Raw genomic sequence first — 23,403 nt, forward strand, 5'->3', positions numbered from 1 at the left:
TTTTTGAGAATAGTTTTAGCAGCGGTTATTGGTTATTTGTAACAAATTATAGAAACATACTCAGTTTTTCAATTTAGCCCACGAAATTCATTAGGAGTATATCCCACTTTTTGTTTAAATAATCGTGTAAAATGCTGTGGGTATTTGAATCCAAGACCGTAGGCGATTTCGTTTACGGTCTTGTCATTTTCATAAATAAGGTTTTTTGCTTCTTCAATAGTACGATTCAGAATATAATCTTTGGCAGATTGGCCTGTTTCTTTCTTGATTAAATCGCCAAAGTAATTGGCAGAAAGATGTAATTCGTCTGCAAAATAAGCTACTGATGGAAGTCCTATTGTTTGTGGTTTTTCTGATGAAAAATAGCTATTCAATAAGTCTTCAAAACGTTCTAAAATACCTTTGTTTACATTCTCTCGTGTGATAAACTGGCGGTCATAAAATCGTTGGCAATAATCTAAGAAAAGTTCAATGTTCGACGAAATGAGCTTTTTACTATGTTTATCAATGGGCTGTTTTAATTCAAAATCAATTTTTGCAAAGCAGTCCATTATTAATTTTCGTTCATCATCTGATAAGTGCAATGCTTCATTCGATTGATAATTAAAAAATTTATATTGTTGAATTGTCTTGCCAAGTGAAGTTCCTATCAGAAAATCAGCATGGAAAATTAATCCGAAACCCATCGGTTGATAACTCACTTTGGGGTTTTCTATCTCCGAATATTGATTTGCTGAGAAAAAAACTAAAGTACCAGCCTGATAATCATAGTAATGCCTACCATATTTCATGTCGCCACATTTCACATCTTTCAAATAAATGCAATATAATCCATATTCAAATCTGATGGTGTCAACGTTGCCCCAATTGCGAAGGTTTGCCTTTGAAAAATCAATTACACTTACCAACGGGTGTAACGTTTTATGATTATTGTCGGCATTATATTCGTTGATAGAATCAATTCTGTAAGTTTTTTCCATTGCTGTATTTGAAAGTTTTTATACAAACTTAAATAATCGTAAGTAAGAAATGCTAAGCTCAAAAACACAATCAGTAAAAATGGTAGAAAGAACCGTAATTTTTATACCATCTGTGTTGAATATTGGATAGACCTTTGTAAAATAAATCAATATTCAATCATGAAAAAAATATTTTTAGGTTTCTTCATTGCGTTTAGTTTTTCTTGTAGTATTATTCAGACCAATGCTCAAAAAGTTAAAACTATCAATGGTATAGTTCGTGGTGTTACCGATGGCGAATCGGTTGTTTTCAAAGGAATACCTTATGCTGCTCCGCCAGTGGGTGAGTTTCGTTGGCGACCGCCACAACCTGTAAAAAACTGGGAAGGTGAACTCGATGCCACCAAACAATGTAAAGATTGTGCCCAAGCGGGTTGGGGGCCAAATGCCCCAAAAATGAATCCTAATTCTTCAGAGGATTGTCTATTTCTGAATGTTTGGAAACCTGCTAATGCTACTGAAAGCTCAAAATTGCCTGTAATGGTTTGGATTTACGGCGGCGGTTTTACGGGCGGAAGTGCTTCAAGCCCCCAAAATTACGGACATGCATTAAACAAAAATGGTGTCATATTGGTGAATATCAATTATAGGTTAGGGCGTATGGGCTATTTTGCTCACCCTGCATTGAGCAAGGAACACCCCAATGAATATAAAGGAAATTATGGTTTTATGGACCAAATTGCTGCTTTGCAATGGGTTCAAAAAAATATTGCCGCCTTTGGTGGCGACCCCAACAATGTAACCATTTTTGGCTTCTCAGCGGGTGGGGTTTCTGTTCATTCTTTATTAACGATTCCAGCTACCAAAGGACTTTTTCACAAAGTAATCAGCCACTCTGGTGGCGGACGAGACGGGGTGCTTACTGGCAGACCCATCAACAAAGAAGATTCAGATGTATTCTACAAAGTTTCGGCAGAAACCATCGGTGTAAACTTCGCTCAATCAAAAGGCATTGAAGGCACGGATGCAGCAGCTTTGGCAAAACTTCGTGCTATGCCAGCAGATAGCATCATTGACGGAGGACGTGAAACCAACGGAGCAAATGGCCCTCGTATATATTCAGGACCAATTTTCGACGGAAAATTAGTTACTCAAACTGCCGAAACGGCTTATTTGGCTGGCAATCAACCTAAAATGCCTATGATGATTGGTAATTGCAGTGCCGAAATCGGTGGAGCATTTGTAAGCAACGCCAAAACAAAAGAAGAACTTTTTACTTCTTTTGGTGATTTAGCAAACGAAGCAAAAGCAGCATATGACCCAGATGGAACTAAGAAGTTTGAGGAAGTAATCGCCAAATTTAATACCGACTGGGTTTGGGGTGAACCTGCTCGCATGGCTGCCAGAGCAACACTTACCAAAGGCTCTCCTGCTTATGTATTTCAATTTGGATATGTGCCAACCACAGCTCAACAACGCTCACCTTATGGTGCAGGCCATGGTTCTGATATTTCGTTTGCATTCAATACTTTAAAAGCTCGTTGGGGTTCGCAAGGTGAGCCGACTGATACCGAAAAAGAATTGGCAAGGGTGATGTGTGCTTATTGGGCAAATTTTGCCAAAACAGGTAATCCGAATGGAGAAGGATTACCAAATTGGCCTATTTACAACAGTCAAAACCAAAATATGCTTGATATAGAATTAGATGGTAAAGTAGTAGCCAAGCCTGACCCACGCAAGGCAAGATTTGATGTAGTCGAAAAGGCAATGAAAAACAGAGGAAAAATACAGTCAAGGGGGATATAAATTATTCAATATTTGAGGATTTGATTTCAAACCCTCAAATGTTTTTTTAAAATATGCAAAAAGTTAAATTAAACAATGGAGCGGAAATGCCCATTTTAGGTTTTGGAGTATTCCAGATTCAAGATTTAGGCGAATGTGAAAAAAGTGTTTCTGATGCTTTGGAAGTCGGCTATCGTTTGATAGATACTGCCGCTTCCTACCAAAATGAAAGTGCAGTGGGCAATGCTATCAAAAATAGCGGAATTGCAAGAGACGCTTTATTCATTACTACCAAACTTTGGATTCAGTCGGATGGTTATGAAGGCACAAAGAGAGCTTTTGAAAAGTCTTTGAATGAATTACAGTTAGATTACATTGACCTGTATCTCATTCACCAACCTTATGGCGATGTTTATGGCTCATGGAGAGCGATGGAGGAATTGTATAAGGCAGGAAAAGTGAGAGCAATCGGTGTGAGCAATTTTCATCCTGATAGATTAATTGATTTGATAGTTCATAACGAAATCGTTCCAGCGGTAAATCAGGTAGAAACGCATCCTTTTCATCAGCAAATTGACAATCAGCAATTTATGGTTGAAAATAATGTGCAGATTGAATCTTGGGGTCCATTTGCAGAAGGTAGAAATAATCTTTTCCAAAATGAATTATTGAGTTCACTTGGTAAAAAATACGATAAATCTATTGCCCAAGTGGTGCTTCGTTGGCTTACACAAAGAGGCGTTGTGGCTATTCCAAAATCAATCAGAAAAGAAAGAATGGCTGAAAATTTCAACATTTTTGATTTTGAATTGAGTGCCGAAGATATGGAACTCATCAAAACCTTAGACACAAAAACCAGTGTCTTCTTCGACCATCGAGACCCTGTTATGGTAAAATGGTTGGGAGAGAGGAAATTGTAAATGATAAAATGGAACGCTGATGATGCTATCGTAGATTTTACGGAATTACAAAAAAAACTGCGATAATCTGCGTTCCAAAAATAAACAAAGATATAAAACAATGAAAATCAAACATTTAATCATCACATTTTTTCTTTTAGGAACAACTTTTTCTTTCGCTCAAACATCAAAAGATGAGCAAACAGTAATGCAACTATCCAAAGACAAATGGCAATGGATGGCTGATAAAGACGTGGATAAATTGAAGGATTTATTTGACAACAAAGCAAAATTTTTGCACATGAGTGGTACGTGGAAAAAAGACGAAGAACTCGAAATTATCAAAACTGGGAGTATTTGGTATAAAAAAGCAACCATTCACGACTCAGCAATAGAAATTTCTGGAAAAACCGCCATCGTATGGAATAGAATAACACTTGAATCTATAGTTAGAGGCAATGAAGCAAAAGTTGAATTTACGGTAACGGAAGTTTATCAAAAACAAAATAAAGACTGGAAAATGTTAGCACTTTCTTTTAGCAGTGTGAGAGATACGCATCAGATAAAGAAATAGGATTTCAACAATTCTCTATTCTATGCAGTTGGTGGATGAAAACTGACGTTGGTCTAATATTTGGTTTTTTAATATTCAGTCAAAATACCCATAAGTATATTTGTTAAGTCAAAAATCTCTTTATGAACAATTATAGAACAGTAATAAGATTTGCAATATTTACTATTGGAGTTGGTTCTATCATCTCCATTTTAGCGTCTTGGTCTAACCCAAATTCTGAAGACAACGGCTGGGGAACTTACAAAGCCGATGAAAAAAGTACAAGCTACTCAAAATTCGACCAAATAAATGTAGGAAATGTAAATACACTACAAAATGCTTGGACATTCCAGATGAATGATGTGAAGCAAGGCGAGTCACCAATGTCGAGCCAATGTAACCCAATTATCGTTGATGGAGTCATGTATGCAAATTCGGGCAAACAATGGGTGTATGCCATAAATGCTCAAACAGGCAAACAAATTTGGGCTTTTAATGCCTTAGATGAAGGCGAACCAACGGCAGCAAGTCGTGGAGTAACCTACTGGGCAAGTGGCGAAGATAAAAGGATAATCTATTCGGCAGGGAATTATTTACTGGCAATTAATGCCAAAACAGGTAAGCTAATCACCACTTTTGGTAATAAAGGAAGGATTAACTTAAATGTAGGTGTCCGAGATGACCCTAAAAAAATATCAGTTACACTTACTACACCAGGAAGTATTTTCAAAGACTTGATTATTATTGGCTCTCGTTTGCCTGATTTTTATGGAGCAGCCCCTGGCTATATCAGGGCATATAATTGTAAAACTGGAAAATTGGTATGGACTTTTCACACCATACCTCACCCTGGCGAAAAAGGATATGAAAGCTGGCCAAAAGATGCCTACAAATATGCTGGTGGCGTAAACTGTTGGGCAGGCATGAGCATTGATAACAAAAGGGGTATGGTATTTTTGGCATTGGGTTCGCCTACTTTTGACTATTATGGAGCCGACCGAATCGGAGCTAATCTTTTCGGCAATTGTGTCTTGGCTTTAGATGCTGCAACTGGAAAATATAAATGGCATTTTCAAACAGTACACCACGACCTTTGGGATTATGATTTGCCGTGTCCACCAAATTTAGTAACGATAAAAAAGGATGGTAAAGACATAGATGCCGTAGCTCAGGCTACCAAACACGGTTTTATTTTTGTTTTAGATAGAGTTACTGGTGTGCCTCTTTTTCCAGTAGAAGAGCGTCCCGTACCTGCTTCTAATCTTCAAGGCGAAGTTGCCTTTGCTACCCAACCTTTCCCAACAAAACCCAAGGCGTTTGTAAAGCAATTTATGACCGAAGAAGACCTCACTAATTATTCGCCCGAAAATCATGAAGCAATTCTTAAAAAATTTCGGTCTGTGAGATACGAAGGATTATTTACGCCACCCGATTTGAAAGGAACGCTTTCTTTGCCAGCAACCAGAGGTGGTATCAACTGGGGAGGAGCAGCCTTTGACCCTAACACCAACTATTTATATCTGAGAGGTCATAATTTACCCGAAATACAGACCATTGTTGATGCAAATAAAGCATTTGAGGCTCGTAATAATTCCACTTTCGAGAGAGGTCGTGTAACTTATCAAAAACATTGTGCTACATGTCATGGTGCAGAAAGGAAAGGCATTCCGCCTACATTTCCATCTTTAATTGGCTTAAAAGACAGAAAGCCTGAAAAAGAAATGCTCAAAAAAATACAGAATGGTGCTGGAGCAATGCCAGGCTTTAAAGGAGTACTAACCCCCGCCGAAGAAAATGCCATTATTGCATTTTTGTATGAAAAACAAAATACGGGAATTGAAACTCCGCAAGCTACTAAAACTGGTGCAAACCCCGAGCGTTTCATGAATACATCAGCCTATCAGACGTGGAGCGACCCAAGTGGAAACCCTGCCATGAAAGGTCCTTGGGCAACCTTGAGTGCCTTAAACCTATCAACTGGTGAGTATGAATGGCAAATACCCATAGGAAATGATGAAAAGTTGCAAGAAAAAGGTGGGCCTCCTACGGGTTTATTGGCACGTTCAGGTCCAATGGTAACGGCTGGTGGATTGGTGTTTATCAGTGGTGCTGCCGATAAAAAATTGTGGGCTTTCGATAAAAAAACTGGAAAAATTGTTTGGGAAACTGCACTACCAGGGGTGAATAATGCTAATGTTTGTTCATACATGGTAAAAGGAAAACAATATGTGGCACTTTCAGTGGGTGGAACCAAAGAAAACCCTTCGGGTTCTATTATGACTTTTGCATTACCCAATTAAAAAGAAATGACCTTGAAGGAGCGATTAAATACACTTCGTTTTAGTATATTTTTTTGGACAATTTACTTTCTCTACGAATGGCTGGGAAGAGGTGCATCTATTGACCAATATGAGTTTTACTTTGTCAAATCGTATCTAATCGTTCCTTTTTATATCATTGTTTCTTATTTATCGGTTCATTTTTTATTTAATGCTTTCTATTTCAAGAATAAAAAAGTAAGCTTCTGGACTGGGCAAATTATAGTAGCTCTTGTGTTTGTAATGTTCATTAGAGTAGTAAGTTACTATTATTTTTACCCCAACTATTACCCAAAAGGAAATAACGAGGTGTTCTTTTTCATTCCGAAAATACTGATTGAATTTGTAAATCTTTACCTTGTTGTTTCTCTGTATGGAATGTTTATTTTCATGAAAAGCTGGTATAAGCAGCAGCAAATGTTACAAGAGTTGAGTAAAGAAAAGATGGCTGCCGAACTTGAATTGCTTAAATCGCAGGTACAGCCACATTTTATTTTTAATATGCTGAATAATATTTATTCGGGAGCATTCAAAAAAAGCCCAGAAACAGCACAGCAGATTCTAAAACTTTCAAATTTCATTGAATATAGTCTATATGATTCAAAGAAAGATATGGTTTTATTAACAGAAGAACTCACCTACATACAAAACTATATTGATTTGCAAAAAATTAGAGTTGGTGAAAAGTTGGATGTCTCAATCAATATTTTCGACAACATTAATGAGATTCAACTTCCACCGATGTTGCTTTTGCCAATCATCGAAAATTGTTTTAAACATGGGGTAAACTCTTCCATACAATATTCTTGGATTAGATTTGATATTTCGGTAAAAGAACACGAAGTAACCTTTAAAGTTGAGAATAGTATCGAAAATGAATCGCCCAAAAATATAAATCAGAATTGTGGATTAGGATTAAATAATGTAAAACGAAGGCTCGAAATACTTTATCCTGATAAACATACTTTTAGGGTATATCAAGAGCAAAATAGTTATTTAGTTTTAATTAAATTACCTTGTAATCAATGAATTATTGTTTAATTATAGATGATGAATTGCCAGCAAGACGATTGATACAGATGTATTTAGAAGCAATTCCAGACTTTGAGATGGTTGCTTCGTTAGCTAATTCAATAGAAGGATACAAATATCTTCAAGAAAATTCGGTTGACTTGCTTTTTCTTGATATTAAAATGCCGCTTATGACGGGTTTAGAATTGCTGAAATCGTTAAAGAATAAACCAAAAGTTGTACTAACAACAGCATTTCGAGAATATGCAGTGGAAGGTTTTGAATTAGATGTTCTTGATTATTTAGTAAAACCAATTAGTCAAGAGCGTTTTCAGAAAACAATATCGAAGTACCTTCATTTGCAGGAAATTACACAATCTAATACGCATCAAAAATCAACTTTTGAAGATGTTTATATTTTTTTGAAAATTGGAAAAGAGCAAAAGAAAATTTACCTAAACCAAATATTGTATATAGAAGGCTTGAAGGACTATATCAAGGTATTTACAGCTTATGAAATGTTGATAGTTTATGAACGTTTGGGATTTATGGAGGCAAAACTGCCAGAGTCGAAGTTTATAAGGGTTCATAAATCTTTTATTGTAGCCATTGATAAAATGATAACTTATAGCAATGATGCTATCAAAATCGGAGTAGCTGAAATACCTATCGGAAGAATCTATAAACAGAATTTTATTTCTCAGATTGAAAAATATAAACTATGAAAAAAGAAAATATCAAAATAAATATGTTGAAACAAAAACGCATTATATCAATGATTTTAGGTTTTATAACCCTATTATCATTAAATACTCACGGACAAAAAACTCGGAAACCAATTGTAATCCAAGACCAAGGTAGTTTTGCTGTCGGAGGCTCAGTAATAAAAAATGAAGGAACTTATGACCCTGTAAAAAGAACTCCAGAGGGACAAACTTTTCATGGAGACCATGCTTATATTACTTATCAGATTCCTGCCAAAGCCCGTAAATACCCTTTGGTTTTTTGGCATGGGATAGGTCAATTCTCAAAAACTTGGATGACTACACCCGATGGTCGGGAAGGATTCAATAATATTTTTCTGAGAAGAAAATTTGGCGTTTATCTAATCGACCAACCTCGCCGTGGAAATGCAGGTAGAAGTACCGTTCCTGCCACCATAAACCCTACTCCTGATGAACAAATGTGGTTTGGCACTTTCAGAGTGGGTATCGGATATGATTATTTTGAAGGGGTGCAATTTGCTAAGGATGAAGAAACCCTGAACCAGTATTTTCGCCAAATGGTGCCGAATATTGGCGGATTTGATACAGAAGTTATAACTAATGCTACGTCAAAACTTTTTGATAAAATAGGGGAAGGTGTTTTGATAACCCACTCTCATTCAGGCGGATTTGGTTGGGCAACGGCAGTGAAAAATTCAAAGATTAAAGCCATTGCTTCGTATGAACCTGGAAGTGGATTTTTGTTTCCAGAAGGAGAAGTGCCTGCCCCAATTGCCAGTTCATCAGGTCCAGTTACAGCTATTGGAGTTCCTAAATCTGATTTTATGAAACTTACTAAAATACCAATCATCATCTACTACGGAGATTTTATTCCTGAGAAATTCGACGATAAAAACCCAGGTGCTGATGGTTGGAGAGCAAGACTGGAAATGGCAAGAAAATGGCGAGACACCGTAAACAAATATGGTGGTGATGTAACGGTAGTTCATTTGCCCGAAATTGGAATAAAAGGTAATACCCACTTCCCATTTTCTGACTTGAATAATATTGAAATTGCTGATTTATTATCTAAGTGGTTAAAAGAGAAAAAACTCGATAATTAATTGTAAATTAGATTTAAAAATCAAAATCTATGAAAACCCAAAGTCGCCGTTCATTCCTCAAAGCCTCTGCTCTTTCGGGTGGCGGCTTTATGCTGGGTATTAGTTTCTTATCGAGTTTTAAACCGCTTGGAGAAAGTTCAGATACCGTTGTTCGTGTCCTCACGAACGACCTTTCAAACTTCAATGAACTCAACGGTTTTGTAAAAATTACTGCCGATAATGTAATTAAAATCATGTCGCCCAATCCCGAAGGCGGACAAGGCGTGAAAACTTCCATGCCCATGATTGTGGCGGAAGAATTAGACGTTGATTTTTCAAAAATCATTATCGAACAAGCTGATTTAGATACTAAACATTTTACACGACAATTTATTGGCGGAAGTCAGGCGATTCATCAAGGTTGGGCTTCGCTCCGATTGGCAGGAGCTACGGCTCGCCAGATGCTCAGAGAAACTGCTGCCAAAGAATGGAGCGTACCAGTAGAAGAAATCAGTACTGAATTAGGAGTTTTGTTTCATAAAAACTCAGGAAAATCAGCCAAATATGGCGAAATGGCAACGGCTGCGGCACAGATTCCCGTTCCGAAAGACGTAAAATTAAAAGAAGCAAAAGATTTCAAAATCATCGGTAAAAGTCAGCGAAATGTAGATTTGGATAAAATTGTTTCTGGAAAGCCACTTTTTGGCATTGATACCAAAGTTGACGGAATGTTGATAGCCATGATTGTGCATCCACCAGCAATGGGTTTGAAATTTAAGGCTATTCAGAACGACATTATCGTTAAGAAAATGAAAGGCATTAAAGACGTTTTTCCTATCAAAATCTTCAATGATGATTACGAAAAGACATTTTTCGATACCACCCAATTCAACGAAGTAGTGGCAATTGTAGGCTCTTCCACTTGGGAAGTAATGCAAGCCAAAAATGCTTTGAAAGTTGACTGGCAAGAAGCGGAGACCTTCACAGAAAAAAGGAATATGAATGGTCGAAAAATAAGCCAAAATATCCCAGCAGGCTTAGAAAATTCGAATGAGCATTTTGCAAAATTAACCGAAAGTTTAGCAAAGCCAGCCAACGTACGCCGAAAAGATGGAGACGTAGAAATTGCTTTTAAAAATGCGTCAAAAGTAATTGAACGTACTTACAATGCACCATTTTTGGCTCACAACTGCATGGAGCCAATGAACTTCTTTGCTCATGTTACCGACGTAAAAGTATCGCTTTCGGGTCCTCTTCAAAAACCCGAATTTACCGAACAAGCACTTTCGGCTCGTTTAGGAATTCCCTTGGAAAAAATAGACATAAAAATGACTCGTTTGGGTGGTGGTTTCGGTCGTCGTTCGTATGCTCATTGGTTATTGGAGGCCGCTTTGATTTCACAAAAAGTAAAAGCACCCATCAAACTAATTTATACCCGTGAAGATGATATGACAGCGGGGATTTACCGTCCTACTTACACTGCAAAATATCGAGCTGCTCTCGATGTCAATAATAATCTGATAGGCTTTCATGTAAAAGTAGGTGGAATGCCACAAGCACCTTTAGCTCCCAATCGTTTTCCTGCGGGGGCGGTTGATAATTATTTGGCAGAAGATTTTACCATTGATACTAACATTACAGTAGGTTCTTATAGAGCTCCACATTCTAATTTTATGGCTGCCGCCGAGCAATCATTTTTGGATGAAGTTGCAGAAACAGCAGGAAAAGACCCAATTGCATTTAGAATTGATTTATTGAAACGAGCCAAAGAAAATCCTGTTGGTAAAAACAACGATTATGATGCTAACCGCTTTATAAAAGTACTGGAATTGGTAAGAGAAAAATCAAATTGGGAAAGCACAAAGTCTTCAAGAAAATTAGGATTTTCAGCCTACTTCTGCCACGATTCGTATGCAGCTCATGTATTGGATTTAGAGATGAAAGAAGGTTCGCCTCAAATCAACAAAGTATGGTGTGCCATTGATTGCGGAATTGTTGTCAATCCCAATGCCGCTAAAAATATGGCAGAAGGTGGCATTGTAGATGCTGTTGGAGCAGCTATGTATGGCAAAATGACATTCTCGAAGGGAATGCCCGAATCCAATAATTTTCATAGTTACCGCATGATTCGCCACAATGAAGCCCCCAAATCTATTGAAGTACATTTTGTAGAAAATACAAAAAATCCAACAGGTATGGGCGAACCTGCCTACCCACCTGTTTATGCTGCTTTAGCAAATGCCTTATATAAAGCAACTGGTAAACGATTGTACAGTCAACCTTTCGGAGATTTACTTTAAATACAGAAATACTTATACATTTTAAATATTAAAAATATGGCAAAATACACACTAAAAATCAATGGGAAGATTCAACAAGTTGATGTTGACCCATCAACTCCAATCTTGTGGGTTCTGCGTGACCACCTCAATATGCCTGGTACTAAATTCGGCTGTGGCATGGCCCAATGTGGAGCTTGCACTATTCATTTAGATGGTAATGCTACTCGTTCATGTGTATTGCCTGTTTCGGCTATCGGCAAATCAGCAATTACAACCATTGAAGGACTTTCAGAAAATGGCACACATCCAGTCCAAAAAGCATGGCTTGAGCATGATGTAGCCCAATGCGGCTATTGTCAAGGTGGACAAATCATGTCGGCCGCAGCATTGCTCAAAAGTAATCCAAAACCAACTGATGAAGATATTGACAATGCCATGAGTGGCAATATCTGTCGTTGCGGAACATATTTGAGAATTAAGGAAGCAATCAAAACGGCTGCCAAAATATCAAACGCTAAATAAGAAAAGACTATGAAAAATATAAAATCACAAAGTAGAAGGGATTTTTTAAGGTCTTCTGCATTGGCAGGAGGTGGGCTGATGCTTAGTTTTAATTGGCTTTCAGAAGCAAAAGCTGCTGAGAAAGTAACTGCTTTGAATCTTCCCGAACAATGGTCAGAGCTGGCTGCATACATCAAAATTACGCCTGATAATATCATTAAAATTCTTTGCCCAAACCCCGAATTTGGTCAAAATGTAATGACTTCACTACCTATGATGGTAGCCGAAGAATTGGATTGTGACTGGGAAAATGTGGTAGTAGAAATGAGTACGCACGACAACGTTAAATATGGCCCACAATTTACAGGGGGTAGTAATTCGATAAGAATGTATTGGAAACCTTTGAGAAATGCAGGAGCGGCGGCTCGACAAATGTTGATTGAAGCAGCCGCTCAAACTTGGGGCGTTCCTGCCACCGAAATCTCAACAAAAGCAGGTGTTCTATCACATTCAAGCGGTAAAACGGCAAAATATGGCGAAATGTCAGCAAAAGCTGCAACATTGACAGTTCCCAAAGATGTAAAATTGAAAGCACCAAAAGATTTTTCGATTGTAAGAAAATCTAAGAAAAATAGCGAAGGCGTAAAGGTAGTTACTGGAAAACCACTTTTTGGAATAGATTATCGAGTTGATGGAATGTTAATCGCAATGATTCAGCATCCACCAGCATTTGGTATGAAATTAAAATCTTTTGATGCTACTGCCGCAAAAAAAATGGCGGGAATTAAAGATATTTTTAGTTTCAAACTCTACGATGATGATTTTGGGCAAGGTGGTTTTGACACTCGTACACACAACGAAATGATTGCCATTGTCGGTAATTCTACTTGGGAAGTAATGAACGCTCGCAAGAAGATAAATGCTCAATGGGAAGCCGCTGGCGATGTGAAAGAAACCATGATGGGACGAGGTGGAAAAACTGATAAAATAGTACCAGGAAGATTAGAAACTACGGCAAAGCAATTTGAAATGATGGCTGAATTTGCTAAAAAGCCAGCCAAAGAATTAAGAAAAGACGGTGACCCAGAAACGGCTTTCAAAAATGCCGCTCAGATTATCGAACGCACATACAATGCTCCATTTTTGGCACATAATACTATGGAGCCAATGAATTTCTTCGCCCATGTGCAAGATGATAAAGCCTTAGTGGCTGGGCCTCAGCAAGCACCTGGTTGGTCTGAACCAACACTTGCAAAAATCTTAAATTTGCCTGCCGACAAGATTGAAATTCAAATGACTCGTATGGGCGGTGGTTTCGGTCGTAGAGCTTATGCACAATACATGTATGAAGCGGCTCGTATTTCTCAAAAACTCAAAGCTCCAGTAAAGTTGATTTATACCCGTGAAGACGACATGACTTACGGAATTTATCGCCCGATGTACACCGCTACATATCGTGCGGCTCTGGATGCCAATAAAAATCTGATAGGTTTTCATGTAACAGGTGGCGGTATTCCCGAAAACCCAGTTCATGCTAATCGTTTCCCTGCGGGTGCGGTTGATAATTATTTGGCCGATGGTTGGGAAATTCCATCCAACATAACTATTGGTGCGTTTAGAGCTCCACGTTCAAATTTCAATGCAGCAGCCGAACAATCGTTTTTGGATGAAGTGGCAGAAGCAATGGGAAAAGACCCAATTGCCTTCCGTCTTGATTTATTGAAACGAGCCAAAGAAAATCCAGTAGGTAAAAATCTGGATTATGATGCCAGCCGATATATCGGTGTTTTGGAATTATTGAAAGAAAAATCAGGTTGGGGTAAGCCCGAAAATTCAGGCAAAAAACGTGGCGTAGCCGCTTATTTCTGTCATGCTTCGTATGCGGGCCATGTGGTAGATATGGTGATGCGAGATGGTCAACCGTATGTTGAATCGGTAACTTCTGCGGTCGATTGTGGTGTAGTGGTAAATCCAGATGCGGCCCGAAATATGGTGCAAGGTGCAGTAGTTGATGGAATCGGTCAATCATTTTATGGAGCATTGACTCACAAAGAAGGAGTTCCTGAACAAAACAATTTTCATAATTATCGCATGATTCGCCATAACGAAGCCCCACAAAAAATTGATGTGCATTTCGTAGAAAACGACATCGACCCGACGGGTCTTGGGGAGCCACCATTCCCGCCAGTATTTGGAGCAGTGGCCAATGCTCTGTTTAAAACGACAGGTAAAAGGTATTATAATCAACCTTTCATGAGTGAGCAGCCACAAAATCGTAGTTGATTTAGATAACCGCAAATCAAACCTTTGAAAAGTAAAGAAATTATTATCAAAGGTTTGATTATGTTTCAATTGTTTTAAATATATTTTATTAAAGCATTTTTTACATAAGCTATAAGTTTAAATTGTCTTGTTTTAAAATTTTATAGGCTATTGCTGTGTAATGCCCTTTTTAAAATTACTGCCCCTTTCTATCAATCAAGAGCTACAATATTAAACTTTCATTAGTCGCTAAAACCGTATCAAGTTCTGAAAACTAACCCAGTTTATTTTTCTGCAACCAGTTAAAAAGATTAGACTCAGACGAGTTATATCTTTTAGCAATAAACTTTTTAGTAGAGCCATTACTAAGAAGTGCTTCAATCTCAATTTTATATTTATCCAACTTACTTTTACCAGCACCTTTGGGTCTTCCGAGTTTTACTCCGTTGGCTTTTTTTGTTTGCAGAGCTTCTTTTGTTCTTTTAGAAATCAAATCTCTTTCAATTTCTGCAACCATCGAAAAGACCATTGCCATTACCTTACTTTGAATCGTATCGTCTAATTGCCAATTACCTTTTACAGTATAAATCTTGATTCCTTTCTGAGTAGCTATTGAAATGATTTCCATGCACTCAAGCATACTTCTACCTAATCGAGAAAATTCACTCAAGAGTATGGTATCACCCGAAGTAAGCGTTTCAACAATATCTCCGATTTTTCTTTGTCTCCAATGAATTCTGCCCGAAGCCTTTTCTTCAACAAATTCAACTTTGCCTAAATTTTTATCATTGGCAAGGTGCAGTAGTTGTGATTTGTTTTTTTCGAGGTCTTGGTCGATGGTAGAAACCCTTAAATAAGCGACATTTCTTGACATAATTTTGAATATTCGATAAAAAGGTATTTGTTTTATTTGTTTTGTATAAAATCGTTTTGTAATATTAGGTATTTTTATTAGATTATTCAAGTGATATAAATGAACGTTTAAACTATATGAAAAAATCTGAACTTTTGAACGAAGATTTCATACAGTATCAAGAGCTATTGTACGTTAGAGATACATACTTAATTGATGTTTGCAAAATTTCCTCTCAGAAGATAGCAGGAATTATAGCTGCTTTTCAAACTAAAAAGACAATCTATGGAAAGCACATCAAGTCAGGCGAAAATATCTGGTTTGAATATGACCACCTGCCCTCAAAGATTAGAGAATCGAAATTACTACCATCAAAACCTGCTTTGATTGAAAACTTGAAAAATAATAAGTTTGACTATGAAAAAGAAAATAACCCTTTGTATCAGCGTGAAATGATTTTACTGAATATTGCCGTTGATAATTCAGAAATGTTTATCGCTGCGTTTAAAGAGTATAAAATTCCTAAAAATAAAATTAGTCCATATTGCAAAACATATGCAGTCCTAAAATTATTGACACAATTTGAACATCTTAAAATTCATGAAAAATATAACTTACACAATGCAATCTCAGATTCCGGGTTTTCATTTCAATCAAATAACATCGACTATTTTTATGCAAAATATGCTGATGTACTTGAATTTGGATTAGTGAGAAGCATTACTCACAAAGGTGTTTCAAACAAAAATGCAAACAAGGTTACAAAAACACATGAAGACCTCGTTGGACATTTTTATAGGAATGGAAATAAACTTTCCAGAAGAGATATATTACAAAAAGTCAATACTGCCCTAAAATTAAAAAATCTTCAACCGATTAGCCTTACTACCGTAAAAAGGATTCTTTTGAATACTTATAATAAAAATATTGATGGCATGGTTAGGAATGGAGAAACTTGGACGAAAAATACGATTTTACCATTTCTCATTCGTTCAGAGCCAGAAAATTCTGGAGACCATTACCAAATTGATGCAACTAAATTACAAATATGTTGTAAAGATGGAAATCAAGAAGGTGCGTTTTTATGGATTGCTGTGGTCATTGATGGGTACTCTCGACAAGTTATGGGCTTTGCTATTGCCGATAAGGAAACACCTGATTTGTATGCAAAAGCTCTTAAATCAGCCTTTTCAAGAGCAAATTTTTTACCGGCTGAAATTTTAAGAGATAATTATTTAGGTTATACTCGAAATAACGATTTATCTGATTTGATTCAACAAACAGAAAATTTAGGAGTCATTTGGCGAGCCCATAAAGTAGGAAATCCTCGGGACAAAGGTATTGTTGAAAGTTTTAATAATATTTTCAATACAGTGTTTTGCAAACAAATTCCAGGTTATATAGGAGAAGGTATTAAAAGTAAAAATATTAATGCAAGACCTAATCCAGACATATTAACCTTTATGAAAAAGAATAAACTCTTACCAAATACCGATGAAGTTATTTTACGAGTGACTGCAAATATTCATAAATATAACCTGAACGGAACTCAAAATGACAAAATTTCGCCTTTAGAAAAGTTCCAATTAAAACCACCTAAAAATACAATTGTACTCAATAGTGAAGCGGATGCCCTCTTATACTTTAAAAAGAAAACAGTAAAAGTTTCTCGTTCAACTATATGTGTCAATGTAAATGATTGCTCTCATTTTTATCGTTTGTCTGACGCAGATTTAATTTTAGAATTACACAACACCATGATTCAGGTTAGATATGACCCTCATAATATGTTATTAATATATCTTTTTACAGAATTAGAAAGCAAATTTATTACTCGTTTAGCTGAAGTACCTATTATTCCTCTTGCACAGATAAATCAAACCATTGATGACCAATCAAATTTAAAAGCTTATTTTCAACAAAATAAACAACTTTTAAAAAATTTACAGCAAAAAATTGAAGAGCGTCAATCTGCTATTGATGCTTTAGAGCTACCACCTGAAGTGTTAGAATCTGGTTTTTCAGGTGATTTAGAAGTCTATAAACTAAAAAAAGAAGAAAAATTCGATATTGATTATGGTAATCCTATTCAACTCCCTAAAGATAAAAAACTAAAAACAGATAAAATTTTTACCAAATACCGAACTGTTTACAATGAAATACAAGATTTATTGTACAAGCAAAAAGGAACTGTTAAAAGATTATAGGTATGGAACTAAACAACTTTAACGTAGATTTGATTAAAAATTCACCTGTTGGTTTGACTCTAGAAACCAACACTTTAAAAATCATCAATGAAAACTGCTATGATGCCATAGAATATAGACGTATGATTGCTTTTATCGGTGACTCTGGTTTTGGTAAAACCAAGTCTTTGGAATATTTTAGGAATAAAAATCGTAATGTTTACTATGTTGTTGTTGAAAAAAGTATGACCTCCCGAAAGTTTTATATTGAACTTCTAAACATTTTGGGATTTACTAATACATTTGGTGGTAGCGACCTGAACAATTTAATAAAAAGTATTAGCTTTCATCTGAATCAATCTAAACAACCAAACCTTTTGATAATTGATGAAGCGGGTAAGTTTAGTGCTAATCAACTTTTGTATTTACATGAAATAAGGGATAATACAAAAAATAACACAGGAATAATTTTGTGTGGTCCACCTTATTTCAAAAAAAATATGGAAAATTGGAAACTTTCTGAAAAACAGGGAATTCCCGAACTTTATCGAAGGATTCAGTCTTGGATAAGTTTAGAACAGCCAACCATGAAAGAGAAAAAAGCGTTTTGTGCAGAACATGGCATTTTAGCAGAATTGGCCGATGAAATATGTAAAGAAAGTAAAGATTTTGGAACGTTAGAAAATAGAATTTTAGAATGCCGAATAGCGGTGACTAAATATTTGAAAAATACTAAATCAAAAACATAAATTCGAGATTTTGTTTGGTCGTTTTTCGAGATTTCGTTTGGACCACTACAGACTATAATTCTTTAGGAAATTTAACTCCTAATGAATGGAAAGAAAAAATTATGTTTTCAGTTTTGATGGTCTGAAAAAGTGGATACTTACACACAGGTGGAGCGTTGCTGAAAGCATTAGCAAAGGGCTTTTGCTTGTTGTGTACTCACAATACAAGAGAATTAATTTAAACCTGTCTTGATTTTATAGTTTAAATTTGGATTAATCCGTAAGGTAGGTATTTCCTTACATTTCAAATTGTACAATATTACATAAGTCTGATTCTAAATCGAATAAATATAATTCTCTGATTTGAATGTATGAAGTTTATAGATTGGTAAAGTAATAGGTTCGATTAGAATGATAATCAACATTCTGCAAAATGATTTTCAATTTCGATTATTGTGTTTTGTACTCCATTTTCATTATTAATAAATGGCATTAAATGTTTTGCATTGGTGTAAAGGTCAGTATTCAAAAGTAGCTCACCAACATTTTTTAAAAATATATTCTCGGTCATTTTGTTAATAGGTATAGGTTTTACTGCAAGCCCCTTTTGGTAAGATAGTTGTCCCCAAAAATTTTGGTCGCCTATAGGGTAAAGGATTGGACAAATCATAAATGGTTTTCCTGCTCTTAAACACTCTGCCGTTGTTCCAATACCGCCATGATGAATGATAGCTCGTGTTAGTGGAAAAAGTTTTTCATAAGGAGCTGAAGCAATAACCTTTATCTTAGTACTACCTTCAAGCCTTTCAGTGTGGTTAAGTCCCCAACCTTTTACAACAATAATCCTTGTATTATAAACTTCTGTTAGTTTGATGATAGCGGATTGTAAATCAAATTTGCTTTTGAATGGCATACTACCAAATGTTAATAATAAGGGTGGCTCGCCCGCATCAATAAAGTCTTTTATGTCTGTTGGTAGCTCTGTTTCTGAAGTACCGAACCAAAAACCTGTGAATGTTGAATTTATAGAAAAGTCATGTGGAATAGGTAAAAAACTGGAACTTATCCCGTAAATATTCTTGACTGGCGGTAATATGAATTTTTTAGGCAAATCAAATTTAGCTCTAAACTGTCCGATTGGTTTTGATAAAAGTTTTATACTAAGATTTGAAAAGGTGTAAGTCAATTTATTTAAAAAATTAGGAATCGGCAGTCCACTCAATGCAGGATTGGCAAATTCAATAGTTGGTTCAACGATTGGTAAAACATTTGTTCTAATCATTTTATGTGGAAATTGGTCCGCAAAACTGTCTGCTAAGGTTTTAACATGGTACAAAACAATGTCGCTTTCTACGGCTAATTTGTAGAATTCCGCTAATGAGTTAGTAATAAGTGGGTAAACCCACTTATTCAAATTTCGTTTAATGGCAAAAGGGTTTCCTGCCATCATTTTCTTACCCTCTTCGGAGTTTAGAACTTCTTGAAAGTCGGCTTCAACAGGTGCAAAGTCAAGACCATAAGATTCTATAAGTTGCTTAAAGTTTTTAGCAGTTGATAAGATAACTTGATGTCCATGTTGTTTGAGAGCTTGCCCTAAAACAGCATAAGGCTGAACATCGCCACGAGTTCCAAGTGTAAATATTGCTATTTTCATTTGATTCAAATCAAAGAGAATATTTTGTTTTATTAGATAATATAGTAACTTTCTTATTCTTTTTTAAACAAGTGTAACTAAACTATCGTATTATATAATCATTAGGAAATAACCTGACAATATAGTTTTTGTAGAATTTCTGCATTTTCCATGCAAACTGTCGATAATAGCTTTTAGGTTTGGTAGAAATTGAAGAATTCATCTGACCATTATGAGAACCTTCTTCAACCATTGGTGGATGAACCCAATGGACTTTTACAATCCTCCTCCTAATAACATCATCAATCCACCAATCAATCACATTATTACATTTATTTGTAAAAATCTCGTTCATAATATTAATAGCTCCTTGTCTATCAATAATGTATGCACCACAATGCCTACAAGATTTAGCTTGATAGATATATTTATCTTTTTTTGTTACCCAAACAGATGGTGTGCGTAATGTTGTATTTTCGAGAGAAATGATAAAACCTTTCTCAAGGTTTCTTATTTCTGATTCAATTTTATATAAATCTTTAACAAAGTTCCCAAGAAAGAACGGGTCATTTTCAAAGATTATAGCATATTTTAAGTTTCTGTCTATTATTTTTTTGTAGGTTAAAATATGATTAAGCGTACAAGAAAGTACACCATCACTTAGTTTTGTTTTTATATCAGAAGTAAAATAGGTATTGATGATTTCATCATTAAAGCATGAGGGGTCTCCATCGGTAACAAACTCAAAAGAAATATTATTTTCGGTAAATAATTCTATTATTCGTCTTTCGTGTTCTTCATAGCCTTTTAGTGCATGAATTACAAAAACACCTTCTTGGAGAGTTTGATAAACCATATTGTGCTGTATAAGAATATTCGATGTTTAAAGTAGAAAGTTTCAGAGAAATAAAATTAAAAAAATGGCAATTATTTGTGTAAATAGGGTAACATAAGCCTGAAAAGCTAATATTTGGTGTATGTCGAAAATTACAAAGATTAGTGCAATTATATTTAATAGAAAAATAATGTTTTTTTGTTTGTTAATGCAAGAGAAATAGATGTAAGCTAAATTTATTAAGTTAATAAAAATGCAAATTCCGAATGTAATTGAATGCGTGTAACTGACTTTGAAATCACCTAAATATTCGCCAATTAGGTTTACTAAATTCACCCCAATAGCAATCGCAAAGACATAATATGGTAATTTTGTTTGTTTTTCAAAAAGCATAGTTTAATTTTTGATGATGCTCAGAAAAATTTTGATTGTAAAATAAAGACCATAATTCCAGCAAAATAGCCTGCTAATGCTAAAAAGCTAATACGTTTGATATACCAAAAGAAATCTATTTTTTCCATTCCCATAGCTGCTACACCAGCCGCCGAACCAATGATTAATGCACTTCCTCCTGTACCTGAACAATAGGCAAGTAATTCCCAGAATTTATGGTCTGTCGGAAAAACCTCAAGCGGATACATACCCATAGCGGCTGCGACCAATGGAACATTATCAACAATAGAAGATAAAAGCCCAATTAATACCACAATAGATGTTTGGTCTTTGACTGTTTGATTTAACCACATCGCAAGATTTCCTAAAATACCTACAGTTTGTAAACTTGATACTGCCAACAAAATACCAACAAAAAAAAGTAAACTTGGTAAATCTGTTTTTTGCAGAGCATACATAATAGAAAACTTAGCCTTATATTCTTCGTCTTTACGTTTGGTGAGTAACTCAGTCATTAGCCAAATAAAACCAAGCACCAATAACATTCCGATAAACGGAGGAAGATGAGTAATTGCTTTGAAGATAGGTACAAAAATTAGTCCTCCTAAGCCTACTAAGAAGATGATTTTCTGTTCGGTACTATCCGATTTATGTTTTTCATAGAAAAAGTTTTGAGGTGGAAAGTTCCCTTTCAATGTAAAGCTTAATAAAATTGTTGGAACAATCAAACAAGCGATACTTGGTAAAATTAGTATTTTTACGATGTTTATTGCCGTAATTTGTCCTCCTATCCAAAGCATGGTTGTTGTTACATCTCCCATCGGCGACCAAGCACCACCTGCATTAGCCGCAATTACAATCATACCAATGTATAACAAACGAGTATTTTTATCTTCTACTAATTTTTTTATGAGAGCAACCATTACGATTGTAGTCGTTAGGTTGTCTAAAATAGCAGAAAGTATAAACGTAAAGATTGAGATAATCCAAAGTAAAGTCCGTTTGTTTTGAGTAGTAATTCTGTTGGTAATTATCTCAAAGCCATTGTAATTATCTATTAACTCAACGATGGTCATTGCACCCATCAAGAAAAAAACAATTCCTGCTATTTCGCCTACATGGTGCATTAATTCTGACTCAACGATATGTTTGTCGGGTAATATAAAAGCAGCGATTGCCCAACAGATTGCCCCTGTGAGTAAAGCCGAAGATGATTTATTGACCGATATTGAATGTTCGAGAACTATACCGATATATCCTAAAACAAAGACAATAATTAATAAACTTAGCATAAATGATTTGATTATTTAAAACAATAGCGGGTAAAACCCGCCATTGTAAACCTAAGAGTGAAAATGTGAAAACTCACACTTTATTAATCTGTAACACGTTTAAACTAAGTTACAGACTACTAAATTACTCTAAACTGAACCCCGCCTATGAATGATGAATTTGTATATATTTCAATGAAATAATAACCTGCTTTTAGCTTATTCTCGATAGCATATTTTATAGAAATTCTTTTCGGCAAATTATCAAAGTTTAGTGTTTGTGTAGATTGTGCTATTGCCTTTATTTCTCTGCCTTCGCCCAAATCAATTTCTATATTTTTATTGTCTCGGTCTTGGATTGGATTAGAATTTTGGTCTTTGATACACAAATAAACAAGCTGGGTACCTTCCAACCCAAGGTCTTTTGGTAAGTCAAAAGATACATCTAACTGCCTAGTTCTTCGTGATTTGACAGTTAATTTATCGTTGCGTTTTAGCACTTCGACTCTAAAGCTACCTGCTGAAAGTAGAGGCTTGATTGCAAGCGTGGCAACATTAGCACTCAGTTGTTCTTCCAATTGTTCATTTTTGAGGCTTAATCTCGAATTTTCCTCTCTTAATTTTTGGTTTTCGCTCAGTAGACTATTGGATTTTTCATTCAACTCTTCAACTCTACGAAGGAGTTCTGTTTTCAAAGCCAATAATTCTTTGATTTGGTTTTTAAGCGAGTTGGCATTTTGGGAATCTTTTTTGTATTTATTGATAATAATTTCCTTTTGTTTCATCGCACCTTCTAAAGTAGCAATATTTGAAGCAAAAGTTTCATTTTGGGATTCTATGCTGGTTAGTTTTGAACTAATTTCAGAGATATCTCTCTCTAATCGGTTTTTGATAACTGCTAGAGAATCAACTTTTATTTTCAACTGTCCTTTTTCAGCTTTGTGTGTGTTACTACTACTACACTGAGAAATTCCCCAAATCATAGCTATAAACAGGCCAACAGTTACAACTAAGGCATAAATGCGTGTTTCTTTTTCGCTAAATCTGTACTGTTTCATAGTGTTTTTTTTCAAATTTATTTCTTGAATCTGAAAATTTACTGAAAATCTGCCACCTTCTGAAAATTT

Annotated in this window: 18 protein-coding genes; 12 read left to right on the top strand and 6 right to left on the bottom strand. The window is 35.6% G+C overall.

Features of this window, described 5'->3' with window-relative positions:
• Nucleotides 1-68 precede the first annotated feature (68 nt).
• Nucleotides 69-980 (bottom strand): helix-turn-helix domain-containing protein, encoded by a 912-nt coding sequence (locus EMTOL_RS20335; RefSeq protein WP_015026268.1) that lies wholly within the window; start codon nucleotides 978-980, stop codon nucleotides 69-71.
• Nucleotides 981-1,139: 159 nt separating this feature from the next.
• On the opposite strand from EMTOL_RS20335, the gene EMTOL_RS20340 reads away from it, so the two are divergent.
• The 10 genes from EMTOL_RS20340 (at nucleotide 1,140) to EMTOL_RS20385 (ending at nucleotide 14,398) form a co-directional block, all read left to right on the top strand.
• Nucleotides 1,140-2,765, top strand: a complete 1,626-nt coding sequence (locus EMTOL_RS20340) for a carboxylesterase/lipase family protein (protein ID WP_015026269.1) — start codon at nucleotides 1,140-1,142, stop codon at nucleotides 2,763-2,765.
• A 53-nt stretch (nucleotides 2,766-2,818) separates the two neighbouring features.
• Nucleotides 2,819-3,664 (top strand): aldo/keto reductase, encoded by an 846-nt coding sequence (locus tag EMTOL_RS20345; protein ID WP_015026270.1) that lies wholly within the window; start codon nucleotides 2,819-2,821, stop codon nucleotides 3,662-3,664.
• Nucleotides 3,665-3,764: 100 nt separating this feature from the next.
• Nucleotides 3,765-4,217: a nuclear transport factor 2 family protein gene (locus EMTOL_RS20350; RefSeq protein WP_015026271.1), complete on the top strand. Its 453-nt coding sequence runs from the start codon at nucleotides 3,765-3,767 to the stop codon at nucleotides 4,215-4,217.
• Between the two features lie 122 nt (nucleotides 4,218-4,339).
• Nucleotides 4,340-6,496 carry a pyrroloquinoline quinone-dependent dehydrogenase gene (locus EMTOL_RS20355; protein WP_015026272.1) on the top strand — a complete coding sequence of 719 codons (2,157 nt, stop codon included), beginning with the start codon at nucleotides 4,340-4,342 and terminating at the stop codon, nucleotides 6,494-6,496.
• A 6-nt stretch (nucleotides 6,497-6,502) separates the two neighbouring features.
• Nucleotides 6,503-7,543, top strand: coding sequence for a sensor histidine kinase (locus tag EMTOL_RS20360; RefSeq protein ID WP_015026273.1), 1,041 nt, complete (start codon nucleotides 6,503-6,505; stop codon nucleotides 7,541-7,543).
• Nucleotides 7,540-8,250 (top strand): LytR/AlgR family response regulator transcription factor, encoded by a 711-nt coding sequence (locus EMTOL_RS20365; RefSeq protein WP_015026274.1) that lies wholly within the window; start codon nucleotides 7,540-7,542, stop codon nucleotides 8,248-8,250. The genes EMTOL_RS20360 and EMTOL_RS20365 overlap by 4 nt, the downstream gene beginning before the upstream one ends.
• Nucleotides 8,251-8,300: 50 nt before the next feature.
• Nucleotides 8,301-9,353 (top strand): alpha/beta hydrolase, encoded by a 1,053-nt coding sequence (locus tag EMTOL_RS20370; RefSeq protein ID WP_305953320.1) that lies wholly within the window; start codon nucleotides 8,301-8,303, stop codon nucleotides 9,351-9,353.
• Between the two features lie 29 nt (nucleotides 9,354-9,382).
• Nucleotides 9,383-11,632, top strand: coding sequence for a xanthine dehydrogenase family protein molybdopterin-binding subunit (locus tag EMTOL_RS20375; RefSeq protein WP_015026276.1), 2,250 nt, complete (start codon nucleotides 9,383-9,385; stop codon nucleotides 11,630-11,632).
• 36 nt (nucleotides 11,633-11,668) lie between these two features.
• The gene (locus EMTOL_RS20380; protein WP_015026277.1) at nucleotides 11,669-12,136 is read left to right on the top strand and encodes a (2Fe-2S)-binding protein; all 468 of its coding nucleotides are present in this window, start codon (nucleotides 11,669-11,671) and stop codon (nucleotides 12,134-12,136) included.
• Nucleotides 12,137-12,145: 9 nt separating this feature from the next.
• The gene (locus tag EMTOL_RS20385; protein ID WP_015026278.1) at nucleotides 12,146-14,398 is read left to right on the top strand and encodes a xanthine dehydrogenase family protein molybdopterin-binding subunit; all 2,253 of its coding nucleotides are present in this window, start codon (nucleotides 12,146-12,148) and stop codon (nucleotides 14,396-14,398) included.
• Between the two features lie 253 nt (nucleotides 14,399-14,651).
• On the opposite strand, the gene EMTOL_RS20390 is transcribed toward EMTOL_RS20385, so the two are convergent.
• Entirely contained in the window at nucleotides 14,652-15,251 is a 600-nt protein-coding gene (locus EMTOL_RS20390) for a recombinase family protein (protein WP_015026279.1), read from the bottom strand.
• Nucleotides 15,252-15,367: 116 nt separating this feature from the next.
• Between EMTOL_RS20390 and EMTOL_RS20395 the strand changes: the two genes are divergently transcribed.
• Nucleotides 15,368-17,437, top strand: coding sequence for an integrase catalytic domain-containing protein (locus tag EMTOL_RS20395; protein WP_015026280.1), 2,070 nt, complete (start codon nucleotides 15,368-15,370; stop codon nucleotides 17,435-17,437).
• 29 nt (nucleotides 17,438-17,466) lie between these two features.
• Nucleotides 17,467-18,165: an AAA family ATPase gene (locus EMTOL_RS20400; protein WP_305953312.1), complete on the top strand. Its 699-nt coding sequence runs from the start codon at nucleotides 17,467-17,469 to the stop codon at nucleotides 18,163-18,165.
• A gap of 397 nt (nucleotides 18,166-18,562) precedes the next feature.
• Here EMTOL_RS20400 and EMTOL_RS20405 read toward each other — a convergent pair whose 3' ends face one another.
• From EMTOL_RS20405 to EMTOL_RS20425, 4 genes are all read right to left on the bottom strand, one after another.
• Complete coding sequence (locus EMTOL_RS20405; RefSeq protein ID WP_015026282.1) at nucleotides 18,563-19,798, bottom strand: glycosyltransferase; 1,236 nt, start codon at nucleotides 19,796-19,798, stop codon at nucleotides 18,563-18,565.
• 82 nt (nucleotides 19,799-19,880) lie between these two features.
• On the bottom strand, nucleotides 19,881-20,633 hold the full coding sequence (locus EMTOL_RS20410) for a glycosyltransferase family 25 protein (protein WP_015026283.1): 753 nt from the start codon (nucleotides 20,631-20,633) through the stop codon (nucleotides 19,881-19,883).
• Between the two features lie 392 nt (nucleotides 20,634-21,025).
• Nucleotides 21,026-22,297 carry a sodium:proton antiporter NhaD gene (gene nhaD / locus EMTOL_RS20420; RefSeq protein ID WP_015026285.1) on the bottom strand — a complete coding sequence of 424 codons (1,272 nt, stop codon included), beginning with the start codon at nucleotides 22,295-22,297 and terminating at the stop codon, nucleotides 21,026-21,028.
• Nucleotides 22,298-22,416: 119 nt separating this feature from the next.
• Nucleotides 22,417-23,334 (bottom strand): DUF8428 domain-containing protein, encoded by a 918-nt coding sequence (locus EMTOL_RS20425; RefSeq protein WP_305953313.1) that lies wholly within the window; start codon nucleotides 23,332-23,334, stop codon nucleotides 22,417-22,419.
• Nucleotides 23,335-23,403: the final 69 nt, after the last annotated feature.

This window comes from Emticicia oligotrophica DSM 17448 (assembly GCF_000263195.1).
In the GTDB taxonomy this organism is placed as follows: Bacteria; Bacteroidota; Bacteroidia; order Cytophagales; family Spirosomataceae; genus Emticicia; species Emticicia oligotrophica.

Excerpts from the sequence above, each read along its gene's own strand:
- EMTOL_RS20375 (WP_015026276.1), top strand. The coding sequence starts at position 9,383 with ATGAAAACCCAAAGTCGCCGTTCATTCCTCAAAGCCTCTGCTCTTTCG.
- EMTOL_RS20385 (WP_015026278.1), top strand. The coding sequence starts at position 12,146 with ATGAAAAATATAAAATCACAAAGTAGAAGGGATTTTTTAAGGTCTTCT.
- EMTOL_RS20390 (WP_015026279.1), bottom strand. The coding sequence starts at position 15,251 with ATGTCAAGAAATGTCGCTTATTTAAGGGTTTCTACCATCGACCAAGAC.
- EMTOL_RS20380 (WP_015026277.1), top strand. The coding sequence starts at position 11,669 with ATGGCAAAATACACACTAAAAATCAATGGGAAGATTCAACAAGTTGAT.
- EMTOL_RS20370 (WP_305953320.1), top strand. The coding sequence starts at position 8,301 with ATGATTTTAGGTTTTATAACCCTATTATCATTAAATACTCACGGACAA.
- EMTOL_RS20335 (WP_015026268.1), bottom strand. The coding sequence starts at position 980 with ATGGAAAAAACTTACAGAATTGATTCTATCAACGAATATAATGCCGAC.
- EMTOL_RS20425 (WP_305953313.1), bottom strand. The coding sequence starts at position 23,334 with ATGAAACAGTACAGATTTAGCGAAAAAGAAACACGCATTTATGCCTTA.
- EMTOL_RS20345 (WP_015026270.1), top strand. The coding sequence starts at position 2,819 with ATGCAAAAAGTTAAATTAAACAATGGAGCGGAAATGCCCATTTTAGGT.
- EMTOL_RS20340 (WP_015026269.1), top strand. The coding sequence starts at position 1,140 with ATGAAAAAAATATTTTTAGGTTTCTTCATTGCGTTTAGTTTTTCTTGT.
- EMTOL_RS20355 (WP_015026272.1), top strand. The coding sequence starts at position 4,340 with ATGAACAATTATAGAACAGTAATAAGATTTGCAATATTTACTATTGGA.
- EMTOL_RS20410 (WP_015026283.1), bottom strand. The coding sequence starts at position 20,633 with ATGGTTTATCAAACTCTCCAAGAAGGTGTTTTTGTAATTCATGCACTA.
- EMTOL_RS20405 (WP_015026282.1), bottom strand. The coding sequence starts at position 19,798 with ATGAAAATAGCAATATTTACACTTGGAACTCGTGGCGATGTTCAGCCT.
- EMTOL_RS20350 (WP_015026271.1), top strand. The coding sequence starts at position 3,765 with ATGAAAATCAAACATTTAATCATCACATTTTTTCTTTTAGGAACAACT.
- EMTOL_RS20365 (WP_015026274.1), top strand. The coding sequence starts at position 7,540 with ATGAATTATTGTTTAATTATAGATGATGAATTGCCAGCAAGACGATTG.
- EMTOL_RS20360 (WP_015026273.1), top strand. The coding sequence starts at position 6,503 with ATGACCTTGAAGGAGCGATTAAATACACTTCGTTTTAGTATATTTTTT.
- EMTOL_RS20395 (WP_015026280.1), top strand. The coding sequence starts at position 15,368 with ATGAAAAAATCTGAACTTTTGAACGAAGATTTCATACAGTATCAAGAG.
- nhaD (WP_015026285.1), bottom strand. The coding sequence starts at position 22,297 with ATGCTAAGTTTATTAATTATTGTCTTTGTTTTAGGATATATCGGTATA.